The 14,880-nt window shown below is 62.6% G+C and carries 3 protein-coding genes; all 3 read left to right on the forward strand.

The window, feature by feature from the left end; genetic code table 11:
- The first annotated feature begins 20 nt into the window (after window positions 1-20).
- The 3 genes from C0560_RS15845 (at window position 21) to C0560_RS15855 (ending at window position 14,871) form a co-directional block, all read left to right on the forward strand.
- Window positions 21-11,207, forward strand: a complete 11,187-nt coding sequence (locus C0560_RS15845) for a BapA/Bap/LapF family large adhesin (RefSeq protein WP_248859027.1) — start codon at window positions 21-23, stop codon at window positions 11,205-11,207.
- A 77-nt stretch (window positions 11,208-11,284) separates the two neighbouring features.
- The gene (locus tag C0560_RS15850; RefSeq protein WP_100779226.1) at window positions 11,285-12,688 is read left to right on the forward strand and encodes a TolC family outer membrane protein; all 1,404 of its coding nucleotides are present in this window, start codon (window positions 11,285-11,287) and stop codon (window positions 12,686-12,688) included.
- Window positions 12,685-14,871, forward strand: a complete 2,187-nt coding sequence (locus C0560_RS15855) for a type I secretion system permease/ATPase (RefSeq protein ID WP_248859028.1) — start codon at window positions 12,685-12,687, stop codon at window positions 14,869-14,871. The genes C0560_RS15850 and C0560_RS15855 overlap by 4 nt, the downstream gene beginning before the upstream one ends.
- Window positions 14,872-14,880 lie beyond the last annotated feature (9 nt).

Here is a 14,880-nt window from a genome sequence, read left to right on the forward strand (position 1 = left end):
ATCTGTTGGGAGTCATCAATATGAGCCAAATCTCTGTCATTTCGAAACTTACTGGCGTGGAAACCACCACCGAAGGCACTCAGGTTACTCTGGATCACTCCTCTATTGTGAAGCTCCACGTTGGGCGAGGCGACATTTCACACTACACGCGCAGCGGCGAAGACCTGATCGTGACCCTGAATTCGGGCGAAACCATCACCCTCAAAAACTTCTACGTCGGAGACGCTCAGGGCGCCAGCCAGCTGGTGCTGGAAGAGGGCAACGGCGCGCTGTGGTGGATTGAAGATCCCACCGCCGCCACAGAACACTATGAAGCGATTTCCTCGATCGATGCGCTGATGGCCTCCTCCGGTGATACGGGCGGCGCGGCGATCTGGCCGTGGGTGCTCGGTGGCGTCGCTGTCGCAGGTGGGATCGCGCTTGCCGCTGGCGGCGGTGGCGGTGGCGGAGGGGGTGGCGGAGACGATGATAATGGCAACGGCAACCCAGGTAATCCGGGGAACCCGTCTGACCCGGATACCACGCCGCCTGACGCGCCGACCAATCTGCAGTTCTCGGCAGACGGCAATATCGTTACCGGGACGGCAGAACCGAACAGCACCATCACCCTGAAAGATGCGAACGGAAACCTGGTCGGCACCGGTAAAACCGGCAGCGACGGTAAATTCACTATTGAACTGGGCACCTCGCTCAACAACGGCGAGCAGATTACTGCCACCGCGACCGACTCCTCCGGCAACGTCAGTAAAGAGGCCCATGCGACCGCCCCGGATCTGGTCACGCCCGACGCACCGGACATTTTAATCGTTAACGACGATGTCGGCAGCGAAACCGGCCCGCTGGATAACGGGCAGCGAACCGATGATGCGCGCCCTACCCTGAGCGGTATCGGCGAAGCCGGAACCACCATCACTGTCTTCGACAACGGCACCAAAATCGGCACCACCAAAGTGGATGCCAACGGCAACTGGAGTTTCACGCCGCCTAACGCGCTGGCTAACGGCAGCCACACCCTGACCACCACCGCGACCGATGCGGCAGGCCACACCAGCCCGCCTTCTGCGGGGATCACCATTGTGGTGGATACCGTCGCGCCGACGGCCCCTGTGATCTCCAGCATCACGGATGACGTCAATCCTGTCACCGGGCCGGTGAACAATGGCGGCAGCACCAACGATCAGCGCCCGCAGCTCACGGGCACTGCCGAAGCGAATTCAACGGTCACGATCTACGATAACGGCATTGCGATTGGCACCGTCACCGCTGCCGCGAACGGCAGCTGGAGCTTTACCCCGTCGGTCAATCTGAGTGAAGGCAGCCATGTGCTGACGGTGCGCGCCACGGATGTGGCGGGCAATACCGGCCCCGCCTCAGCGGGCTTTACGATTAATGTCGATGTGACTGCGCCCGCCGCGCCATCGGCCTTTGTGGTGAACGATGAAGTCGGCTCCATACGCGGCGCGGTTACAGCAGGCCAGACAACCGACGCCAGCCAGCCGAGGCTCACGGGCCGTGGCGATCCGGGCAGTACGATTATTATTTACGATAACGGCGTGGAAGTGGGCAGAGTCACCGTCGGCCCGAACGGGCTGTGGAGCGTAGCGCCTGACGGCCCGCTGGCGGAAGGCCCCCACTCCGTCACCGTGCGTGAAATTGACGCCGCCGGAAACCAGAGCGGGTTGTCCCAGCAGATTAACTTTATCGTCGACACAATCGCGCCAGGCCAGCCGACCGTCACCCTCAATCCCGCCGGGAACCAGGTCACCGGCACGGCTGAACCGAACAGCACGATCACCATCAGCAACGGCACCGGTGTGATCGGCACCGGCGTTGCGGATGGCAACGGCAACTACACCATCAACCTGAATACCGTACAAAATAACGGGCAAACCCTCTCGGTCGTCGCCTCCGACGCTGCCGGAAATGCCAGTATCCCGGGCACGGTCACCGCCAGTGACAGCATCGCGCCTAACCCGCCAACAGGGCTGACGGTCTCAGGTGACGGGACCAGCGTTAGCGGAAACGCCGAGCCAAACAGCACCGTCACCATCAAAGACACCGGCGGCGGCGTGATTGGCACCGGCACTACCGATGCTAACGGCCATTTCACCGTGCCAGTCTCCCCGCCGCAAACCAATGGCGAAGTGCTGGATGTGATCGCAAGCGACGCCGCGGGCAACGACAGTCAGCCAGGGCACGCCGACGCGCCGGATACAACCGATCCGCTGGCGCCAACGAATCTGGTGGTTTCTGACGATGGCACGACCGTCACCGGCCAGGCCGAACCGGGCAGCACGGTGAGTATTAAAGGGCCGGATGGCGTGGAAATCGGCAGCGGCAAAACGGGCGACAACGGCGATTTTTCCGTTACCCTTTCGCCGCCGCAAGTTAACGGCGAAAAGCTGACGGCTGACGCCACGGACCTTGCCAACAACACCGGACCCACGGCTCCGGTAACGGCACCGGATACCACCCCGGCACAAACGCCGGAGATCACCTCGGTCTACGATGACGCCGTTAATGTGGTGGGTGATGTCGCCAACGGCGGCCTGACTAACGACCCGACGCCGACCATTCGCGGCACCGGCGAGCCAGGCACCACGCTCTATCTGTTCAGCGGTTCCGATCAAATCGGCACCCTCGTCATTCCCCAAAGCGGTAACTGGGAATTTACGCCTTCGGTCCACCTGCGCGAGGGCGGCCACGTCCTGACCGCCACCGCGATCGACGACGCCGGAAATGCCAGCGGCACGTCGAACAGCTGGAGCATTACGGTTGATAGCGTGATCCCTGCCGCACCGGTAATCACCTCCGTCGTTGACGATGTCCCGGGCAGAACCGGCCCGCTGGATACGGGTGAAATCACCAACGACTCCCGTCCGACGCTCAACGGTACGGGCGAACCGGGCGCCACCATCAGCATTCGTCTGGACGGCGTGCAGATCGGCACCGCGCTGGTCAGCAGCGGCGGGGCATGGACCTTTACCCCGACGCTGGCGCTCCCACAGGGTGGGCCGCATACGCTCACCGCCGTCGCGATCGATCAGGCCGGGAACGTCGGCACGGTTTCAAACGGTTTCCAGATCATCGTAGACACCACGCCACCACCGGCGCCGTCGATCGGTACGGTCACCGATAATTCCGGCGCTGTCACCGGCCCGGTCACCAGCGGCACACCGACGGACGAAACCCTTCCTGCGATGACGGGGACCGCCCCGCCGGATACGATTATTACCGTTTACGACGGCACAACTCTGCTCGGCACTGCCACGCTTGACGGTAACGGTGGCTGGAGCTTTACCCCCACCACTCCGCTCACCAACGGCACTCACTCCCTGACGGTGGTCGCGACCGACTCCGCAGGCAACGCCACCGCCTCACCGCCGTTTAGTCTGGTGGTGGATACCGTGGCCCCTGCGACGCCAGATTCTCCGGACGTCACCGTGAATCCGGACGGCCTGCCGACCGGCACGCCGCTCAATCCGGGCGAAGCCACCCGCGACACCACGCCGACCTTAAGCGGCACCGGTACACCGGGCGATACGGTCACGATCTACATTGATGGCGTCAAACAGCCCGATGTGGTCACCGTTCAGCAGGACGGAACATGGAGCTGGACGCCGACTCAGGCGCTGCCAAACGGCTCTTACGATGTCGCCCTGACGGTCACCAATCAAGACGGCGCGGGCAACGAAAGCGCGCCATCCCAGCCAGTCACCATCGTGATTGATACGGACCCGCCTGCCACGCCAACCGCACCGGTCGTCACCGATAACGTCAGCCAAATCACCGGGCCGGTCGACAACGGCGACAGCACCAACGATTCGCGTCCGGTGCTGAGCGGCACCGGTGTGGCGAACGACGTGATTATTATTTACGACAGCGTCGGCGGTGCGCCGAAGCAGGAGGTCGGGCGCGTCACCGTTGGCGCGGACGGCAGCTGGAGCTGGCGGCCAGACACCCCGCTGACGCAAACCACCCATGCCTTCACCACCACCGCCACGGACGAAGCGGGGAATATCTCGGACGTCTCCCCGGTGGTGACCATAACCGTGGATACCACGCCTCCGTTGACGCCGGCAATCACCGCTGGCACCGTCGCGAGCGGCGGTTCGACATCAGACACCACGCCGACCATCAGCGGAACGGGCACCAGCGGCGACACGGTGATTATCTATAACAACGGGGTCGAAGTTGACCGCGTCAACGTTACCAACGGCACCTGGACCTGGACCAGCCCAACCGTCGCTGACGGCGCGCTGAACCTGACTGTCTCCTCCGTCGATGCGGCGGGTAACGTCAGCGGCACCAGCCCGGTGTACACCATCACGGTGGATACGGTCGCCCCGACGACGCCGCAGATTGATACGATCTCCAGCAGCACGCTGGCGAACGGTGTGCTGTACACCAATGACAACACGCCAACCATCAGCGGGAAAACCGAGGTCGGGAGCACCATTACCGTTTCTGTTGATGGGGGTGCGCCGCTACAGGCCACCGTGGACGCTAACGGCAACTGGACGCTGACGCTGCCAGACGGCTCGGCGCTGAGCGATGCGCCTCATACCATTATCGTCACGGCCACTGACGCCGCCGGGAACGCCACCCCGAGCGCGCCGGTTACCGTGACCGTTGATACGGATGCGCCAGACGCACCGGTCGTCAGCAGTCTCGCAATCGAAGGCACACCGTTGACCGGGACCGCAGAAGCCGGTTCCACGGTAATCGTGAAAGGGGAAAATGGCGTTGAACTGGGCCGCGGTGTGGCCGATGCGGGCGGCAATTACTCCATTGCCCTGTCACCGGCACAGACCAACGAAACCACCCTCACCGTCACGGCCAGCGATGCGGCAGGCAACGTCAGCGGCCCAACGGGTTATCAAGTCACAGACACGCCGGATCTGCCAGCCGTCCCGACCATCACGTCGATCATTGATGACAACGGCACGAATGGCACCGTCGAAGTGAAAGGGGCAAGTTCCAACGACACCACGCCAGTCCTGAGCGGGACCGCCCCACCGAACAGCATTGTGACCATCTACCTTGACGGGGGTCTGGTGCCATACGCCGTTGTCACCGCCAGCCCAACCGGCGAGTGGACGACCAGCTCGCTGATTCCGCTCGGCGAGGGGCCACACAGCTTTGCCGCCACCACCACCGTGGGCGGTTTGACGAGCGGTCTCTCCCCGGCGGCTACCGTAACCATCGATCTCACCGCGCCTGGTACACCGGTGCTCGGCGCAGTGACCGATGATGTCGGCCCTGGTACCGGGCCGCTCACCAGCGGTCAAACCACCAACGACAGTCGCCCAACCCTGAGCGGCACCGCAACGGCGGGCGACACCATTACCATCTACAACCACGGTACCGCCATTGGCACCGTGGTTGTCGGCTCGACGGGCACCTGGAGCTTTACGCCAGGCGGTGCGCTGGGAGAAGGCAACCACGCCCTGACCATTTCCGCCACCGATCCGGCGGGGAATGAAAGCGCACAATCACCGGCATTCAACATCGTGGTCGATACGGTCTCCACCACGCCGGTCATTGTCGGGGCAGACGATAATGTCGGCACCGTGACCGGGAATGTCCCAACCGGGGGCACCACCAACGACACCACGCCGACCCTTTCGGGCACGGCAGAAGCCAACAGCAGCGTGGCGATTTTCGAAGGCAGCACCCAGATTGGCACCGCCACCGCTAATAATCTGGGGAACTGGACCTTCACCCCCACCACGCCGCTCACCGAAGGCTCACACACCTTTACGGTGGTCGCGACCGATCCACAAGGGAACGTCAGCACCAGCTCCAACAGCTATAACGTGATTGTCGATCTGACCCCACCCGCAGTGCCGGTACTCAGCGCCGTCGCCGATGATATTCAGGGCGGCGTGGTCGGGAATCTGACCGCAGGACAGGTCACTAACGACGCCACGCCAACCTTCACCGGGACGGGCGTCACGGGCAGCACCGTTCATATTCTGAATAACGGCGTAGAAATTGGCACCGCGGAGGTCATTAACGGTTCGTGGACCTTTATACCGCCAAACGGGCTGACGGATGGCCTGTATAACATCAGGGTCAATGCCACCGATGCAGCGGGTAACGTCTCCGCTAACTCGCCGGTCTTCTCCTTCACCGTCGACACCACGCCGCCAGACGCGCCGGTGCTTACCACGGTGCAGGATGACGTCGGCCCGGTCACCGGCACGATTCCTGAAAACGGCACCACCAATGACAACCGTCCAACCTTCAACGGTACCGGCGAAGTCGGGGCGACCGTCACCCTGCTCAACGATGGACAACCCTTCGGCACCGCAGTGGTGAACGCCCAGGGGAACTGGACCTTCACGCCAACCGCACCGATGGCTGACGGGCCACACACCATCACCCTCAGCACCACCGACGCGGCGGGCAATACCAGCACCACCTCCACCACCTTCGATCTGACGGTGGATACCCAGCCGCCAGCGGCACCGACCATTATTAACGCCACCGATGACGTCGGCAGCGTGCTGAACCCGGTTCTGTCCGGACAGACCACCGACGACACCCGGCCACAGCTGAACGGCTCGGCGGCGAACAACGCCACGATCATCATCTATGAAAACGGCGTGCAGGTCGGCACCGTGCAGGCTAACGGCTCGGGCGAATGGAGCTTCACCCCGCCGAACCCGCTGAGCAACGGCAGCCATACCTGGACCGCCACCGCGACCGACGCGGCGGGCAACGTCAGCGTGGCCTCGCCGGGCTTCACGGTGATCGTCGATACTGTTGCACCGCTGGCACCGGTTATCACTCAGGCGCTTGACGATGCAGGAACCGTCACTGGCCCGCTCGGCAGCGGCCAGACCACTGACGACACGCTCCCTCGCCTGATCGGGACCAGCGAGCCGAACGCCAGCATCAATATCCTCGAAAATGGCCTGGTGATAGCCACCACCACGGCGGACGCCAGCGGGAACTGGGCGGTGACGCTCACCACCGCACTTGGCGCGGGACCGCATGCCTTTATTGCCCAGGCGACCGACGCGGCGGGCAACAACAGCGATCCGTCGGCAACCTTTACCCTGAATGTCGACCTCACGCCGCCGGCCGTTCCGGTACTGGTTTCCGTGGTGGATGACGTCGGAACCGTCACCAACCTGACCAGCGGCCAGCTCACCAACGATGCACAGCCGACGCTCACCGGGACAGCCGAAGCGGGATCGACGGTGAAAATCTTTGATAACGGCGTGCTGATTGGCACCGTCACAGCCACAGGAGGTGCGTGGTCCTTTACGCCGTCACCGGCGCTGGGCGACGGGCTGCATCCGCTGACCATCACCGCCACCGACGCCGCGGGTAACGCCAGTGGCCCGACAACGGCCTTTGTGGTCAATGTCGATGCGACTGCGCCAACGGCGCCAGTGATCGCCTCGGTCGTGGACGATGTCGGTACTGTCACCGGGCCGGTGATTAACGGCAACCCGACCAACGACACCCAGCCGACGCTGAGCGGGACCAGTGAGCCTAACGCGGTGGTGCGGATTTATGACGGCACGACGCTGGTCGGCACCGTCACCGCGGACACCAACGGCAACTGGACTCTGCCACAGACCACCACCACGCTGACCAACGGGCAGCACAACTTTACCGCGACCGCCACCGACGCGGCGGGCAATACCAGCGCACCATCATCCATCACCTCGATTGTGGTGGATACGGTTGCTCCGGGGCTGCCGGGCACGCTGGCCGTAATCAGTAACGGCACCCACGTCACGGGCCTGGCGGAAGCAGGCAGCACTGTCACCATTACCAGCAGCACCGGAACGGTGCTCGGCACGGCGACGGCGGACGGCAGCGGGGCTTTCAACGTCACCATTTCACCGGCGCAGACCAACGGCGAAACGCTGCTGGCCTTTGCCACGGATAAAGCCGGGAACGCAGGCAATACCCAGAGCGTCACCGCGCCATTCACCAACCTGCCGAATGCGCCGCTGATCACCACCGTCAACGACAACGTGGGGACCATTACCGGTAATCTGACCAACGGCAAAGCCACGGATGACACGACGCCAACCCTGAGCGGGACGGCGCAGCCGAACTCCACCATCACGCTGTATAACAACGGCGTGGCGATGGGCACCACGACCACGGATATCAACGGTAACTGGACCTTCACTACGCCTGCACTGAGCGAGGGTTCTCACGCCTTTACCGCCACGGCGACCAACGTCATCGGCGGCACCGGGCCGGTCTCGATTCCGACCACCGTTATCGTTGATACCGTCGCACCGAATGCGCCGAACGGAACCTTTAACGCCGACGGCAGCGTGCTGACGGGCAGCGCAGAAGCGGGCAGCACCGTGACGATTCGCCTGGCGGATGGCACCCTGGTGACCACTACGGCGAACGCCGGAGGCACCTACAGCTACACCTTCCTCAATAAACAGACGGAAGGCCAGACCCTGCAAATCACCGCCACCGACGCGGCAGGCAACACCTCGACGCCAGGCTCTGCGCTGGCGCCGGTTGTGCCGCTGTCGGCAAGTTCCAACGTCGAGGAGCTGGCGCTCACCTCCGACGCCACGGTGACCAACGCCCAGTACAGCGATTACGGATTCCTGCTGGTCGGGGCGCTCGGTAACGTGCTCACCCTGCTCGGCAACGATACGGCGCAGGTCGGCTTTACCGTGGGTGCAGGCGGGAATGCGGATATCTCGATTAACGCCGATGCCACAGGCGTGGTGCTGTCGCTGCTCAACACCCTGGAAGTGGTGGTGCAGCGCTGGGATGCGGTCAACGGTACCTGGACCACGGTGGTGGATACCGGTCTGCCGCAGTTCGCCAACCTGCTGACGCTGGGCGCCAACGGCGTCACCCTTAACATGACCGGGCTGACCGAGGGCCAGTACCGTGTACTCAGCTACAACACCAACCTGCTGGCGACCGGGTCGTACACCAGTCTTGACGTGGATGTCACCGAAACCAGCGCCGGGACGGTAACGGGTGTGACCACCCAGTCCGGTAACGTCATTCTGGACAATGACCCAACCACCGGCAGCGACAACGCCCCGGCAGGCACTCGCATCACTGCCGTCACCGATTCCCAGGGCCACACGGTGAACGTGACGGCGGATGGCACGGTGATCCAGGGCCAGTACGGTACGCTGACGATTAACCTCAACGGGAGCTACACCTACACCCTGACCAACACCAGCGCCGCGATTCTGGGCCGGACCGAGAGCTTCACCTACACCATCGGGCATAACGGTTCCACCGCCTCAGCGCAGCTGGTGATCTCCCTCGGGGCCAACACCGTCACTAACAGCGTCACGGCGGTCGATGATTCCGCGAGTTTCACCTTCGACACCAGCGTTCACGCCATCAACAACGGCACGTCGTCCCAGGGCGGCTTCACCGTGGTGGGCGTCAATCTGGGCAACACGCTGAGCCTGAATCTGCTCGATGATTTGAGCAATCCGATCATCTATAACGTGGCGGAAGGCACCACCCGCACCATGACCATCCAGGCCTCCGTCGGCGGCGTGGCGCTGGCTTCGGTGTTCGATCTTTACGTCTATAAATTCAACGACGCGACGCAAACCTTCGAGCAGATGCGCGTTCAGCCAGGCTGGCTGCGCGCACCGCTGCTGGGCGGTACGTCGGGCACCCTGACGCTCAACCTGCCGGCCGGGGAGTACCTGTTCCTGCTGAACACCGCAGCCGGTATCACGGCGCTGACGGCCTACACCCTTAACGTACTGGAAGACCATGTTTACACCGTCTCAAGCGTCGGCGGCAGCACCACCGGCGACGTGCTGGCGGATGATATTATTCCGGCGGGCACCCACGTCACGGCGGTGAACGGCGTGGCGGTCAACGGTACGGGCGTCACCACCATTCAGGGGGAATATGGCACCCTGACCATCAATGCGGACGGTAAATACACCTATACCCTGAACAGCGGCGTCGGGGCCGATCACATCAAGACGCCGGACACCTTCGTCTATACGGTGACGGCGCCAAACGGCGATAAAGACACGGCGTCCCTCAACATCACCCCAACTCCACGGGCGATGGATGCGGTCAACGACGTGAGCTCGGTGATGGATGTGACGTCGGTGCACCATACGGCGGCCTACTCGGACACCACCGTCGGCAACGCCACCTGGACGGCGGCTCTGCTGGCGGCAACCCAGGGCAGCGGCAGCGGTACCTTCGTGGTCGACGCTAACACCGCCCTGCATAACGTGGTCCTGCACTTTAACGTCGCCTCGCTGCTCTCGCTCGGCGGCCTGACGGTGGACTGGGTGCTGTCGAACGGTGCCACTACCGTGCGCAGCGGTTCGTTCAACGGCGGATTACTGCTGGGCGGCACGGCAACCATCAACCTGAACGGGCTGGATCTGGAGGCGGGCACTTACACCCTCTCCTACACCGGGAAGATGGGCGCGCTGGCGGTGGGGCAAATCACCATCACCCCGGACGTGGTGGGGACCACCTACTCGCTCAATCAGTTCGATTCCACCAGCGGGCACACCGTTAACGGCAACATCTTTGACGGCACCGATTCGCAGGGGGCAATGGATCAGCTGCACTCGGTGGATACCCGTCTGAGTATCACTGGTTACAACGGCGTGACCACCACCCTCGACCCGTACACCACCAGCGCCGCGAATGTGACCATTCAGGGACACTACGGCACGCTCTCCATCGGCGCTGACGGTCATTACACCTACACGCTCAACACCGGCGTGTCGCTCTCCAGCATCACCTCGAAGGAGGTCTTCAACTACACCCTGACGGACACGGCAGGGAAAACGGACAGCGCGTCGCTGACCATCAACATGGCGCCGCAGTTCATCAGCTCTGAGCATAACGACGTGATCAATGGGACAGCTTACGGCGATACCCTGATTTATCAGGTGCTGAACAACACCGTGGGTAACGCCACGGCGGGCAACAGCACCGGGGATCACTGGACCAACTTCTCCATCAGCCAGGGGGACAAAATTGATATCGGCGATCTGCTGGTGGGCTGGAACGGACAGGCATCCACGCTTGGGAACTACGTGCATGTCACCACCAGCGGTAACAACACTGTGATCTCCATCGATCGTGACGGTACGGGGAGCACCTACACTAATACGACGCTGGTCACTCTGGACAACGTACAGAGTAGCTACGACGAACTGGTTAATCAGCACCACAACATCATTACCTGATAGCACAACACAACTGACCCGGGCGTTCAGCGCCCGGGCATCAAGAATAAAAAGTACAAATTTATTAGGGACATGACATGGGAAAGAAGATGCCTTACTGGTGGCTCTCGTGCTGCCTGATATCTGTGCCCGTTCTCGCGGCTAACCCTGCGGGCGTAATCAACACCGGCCTGCTGAGTGAAGAACAGGAGCTGCCGTCCCTGAATGGCCGCGTTGCGCCCGTCGCCAACAAAGCCGCTCCGGGTACGCTGCTGCTGGGCGATGCCGTAAACCGCGCCGTCAGCTGGCATCCGACCATCAGCGAAGCGGTCGGTAAACTCTACGAACAATCAGAACAGGTCGACGTCGCCAAATCGAAATACTATCCGCAGGTCAACGCGGGAATGGACGGCGGCTATACCCACGACGGCAGCGACAACGGCTTTACCCCGTCGCTGGTGCTCTCTGTTTCACAAATGCTCTACGACTTTGGCAAAGTGGCAAGCCAGGTGCGAGCCGAAAGCGCGGGCGTGGCGCAGCAGCAGGCCAACGTGCTGGTGAGCATTGATACCATCGCCCACGATACCGCCCTGGCAATGGTGCAGGTGCAGACCTGGCAGCAAATGGTGGAAACCGCCAAAGAGCAGCTGGATGCGCTGTCGTCCATCGGCTCGCTGGCGCGTCAGCGCAACGACGAAGGGGCAAGCTCCCTTTCGGACGTGGTGCAGACCGATGCCCGTATCGAAGGCGCGCGGGCGCAGCTCATGCAGTATCAGGCCAGCCTCGACAGCTCCCGCGCCACGCTGATGAGCTTTCTCGGCTGGAACAGCCTGAACACCATCAGCAACGATTTCCCGGCAAAACTGGCCCGCAGCTGCGACGTCGCCGAGCCGGACGACCGTCTGGTGCCCGCCGTGCTCTCCGCGTGGGCGCAGGCCAACGTCGCGCAGGCCAATCTCGACTATGCTAACGCGCAAATGACGCCGACCGTCTCGCTGGAGCCGGAAGTGCGCCACTACCTCAACGACCGCTATGCGGGCAACGATTCGCTGGATCGCACCCAGTATTCCGCGTGGGTCAAAGTGCAGATGCCGCTCTATCAGGGCGGTGGTCTTACCGCCCGGCGTAACGCCGCCGGACATGCCGTTGAAGCCGCGCAGTCAACCATTCAACGCACCCGCCTTGACGTGCGCCAGAAGCTGCTTGAATCGCGCAGCCAGGTGATGAGCCTGCTGAGCACCCTGCAAATCCAGGCCCGGCAGGAGGCGCTCAGCGTCCGCACCCGCGAACTCTATCAACAGCAATATCTCGATCTCGGCTCACGGCCGCTGCTCGACGTGCTCAACGCTGAGCAGGAAGTGTATCAGGCACGTTTCACTCAGCAGCAAACCGCCGGACAGCTCCACCAGCTGGAGCTGAGCTGCCTGTACAACACGGGCCTTTTGCGTCATTCGTTCGATCTTGAGAACCGCACCATTCAGACTGTGGAGATCCAGCCATGAAGCAAACCGATAATCCGCAGGACGAAAGTATTCCCGAAGAGACGCTGGAGCACTGGGCGCAGGCGTTTGGCTATGTCGCCAGCCGCTATCGCGTGGCCTGCTCCCCTGGCGCACTGGTGGCCGGGGCGCCATGGCTGAAGGGCAAACCCATGGTACCGGCGCTGACTCAACTGGCGCGCGAGGCAGGACTTTCCTTTCAGCTGCTGACCGCCACGGAGCAGTCCATCAACAGCTGGAAACTGCCGGTGGTGGTGGAGCTTAACGAGGGCAAAATCGGCGTCATTGAACATTTCGACGGCGACGACACCCTTGATATCAACTTTATCGACACCACACCGCACAACAACCGCGTGTCGATGACTGCTCTGCTGCCCGCCATTCGTCACGTGGTCGCCCTGCGGCCGCTGGCGGCGCTAAAAGACAGCCGCGTGGATGCCTATATTTCCAAATACCGCCCCGACTGGCTCTACCGGCTGGTGATGCGCGACATGCGTCCCTACACCTGGGTGATGCTGGCGGCGCTGTTCATCAACGTCCTCTCCCTCTCCGGGATCGTGTTTTCAATGCAGGTTTACGACCGGGTGATCCCCGCCCAGTCCTATCCGACGCTTTACGTGCTGACCATCGGCGTGCTGATCGCCACGCTGTTTGGCTTTGTGCTGCGTGTCGCGCGCGGCCACATCATGGACCTGCTGGGAAAACGCGCCGATCTGCGGGTGTCGGATCGGGTGTTTGGCCACGCCCTGCGCCTGCGTAACAGCGCGATCCCGCGCTCAACCGGGAGCTTTATTTCGCAGCTGCGCGAGCTGGAGCAGATCCGCGAGATGGTCACCTCTTCCACCATTTCCACCATCGTCGATCTGCCGTTCTTCTTCCTGTTCGTGGTGGTGCTGGCGATCATCGCGCCGCAATTAGCCTGGATCGCCCCCGTCGCTGCCGTGCTGATGGTGCTGCCCGGCCTGCTGCTGCAGAAAAAACTCGCGGCGCTGGCGAAGCAGTCGGCCCATGAATCGACCCTGCGCAACGCGGTGCTGGTCGAGAGCGTACAAGGGCTGGAGGACATCAAGCTGATGCAGGCGGAAAACCGCTTTTTGCAGCAGTGGAATAGCTATATCCAGATCACCGCTGAGTCCGGCCTGCGCACCCGCGAACTGACGCAAAACCTGATCAGCTGGGGGATGACCATTCAAAGCCTGGTGTACGCCGGGGTGATCGTGGTCGGCGCGCCGATGGTGATCGACGGCACCTTAACCACCGGTTCGGTGGTGGCGGCCTCGATGCTGGCGTCGCGGATGATCGCCCCGATGGCGACACTGTGCGGCGTGCTGGCGCGCTGGCAGCAGGTGAAAGCCGCCAAAGAGGGGCTGGACAGCATCATGCAGCTGCCAACGGAAAACCAGCGCGAAGAGACGCCGATCCGCCAGGACGTGCTGCGCGGGCACTACCTGTTTGATCAGGCGCAGTTTCGCTATCACCCGGAAGATCCGCGTATGGCCCTGCGCATTAACCGCCTGGAGATCAAACCCGGCGAGAAAGTGGCGATCCTCGGGCGTAACGGCGCAGGGAAATCCACCCTGTTACAGGCGCTGTCGGGCGGAATGGATCTGGCAGGCGGCGAGCTGCGGCTCGACAACCTTAGTCTGCCGCATCTGGACGTCGCGGATCTGCGGCGCAACGTCGGCTTTATGACCCAAAACGCGCGGCTGTTCTACGGCACTCTGCGGGAGAACATCACGCTTGGGATGCCGCGCGCCACGGATGAAGAGATCTTCGCCGTGCTGGAGATGTGCGGTGCGGCGAGCTTTGTGCAAAAGCTGCCGAAAGGTCTCGACTATCCGATCATGGAGTACGGCGTGGGGCTGTCTGGCGGGCAGCGTCAGTCGATTTTGCTGGCGCGCATGTTCCTGCGCGATCCCAATATCGTGCTGCTCGATGAACCGACCGCCTCACTGGATGAGCACACGGAGCGCGAGTTTCTTCAGCATCTCGGCGCGTGGCTCGGCAACCGGACGCTGATCGTCGCCACCCACCGCGTGCCGGTGCTGGAGCTGGTGGAGCGCGTGGTGGTGCTGAAAGAGGGCATGCTGGTGATGGACGCGCCAAAAGCGCAGGCCCTGAGCAACAGCCGCATGCAGCAACAGGCAAACGGACGGGAGTGGAAAAATGAAAATCAGTCAGCGTGATGTCGCGGC

This window comes from Lelliottia sp. AC1 (assembly GCF_023278595.1).
GTDB lineage: Bacteria > Pseudomonadota > Gammaproteobacteria > Enterobacterales > Enterobacteriaceae > Enterobacter > Enterobacter nimipressuralis.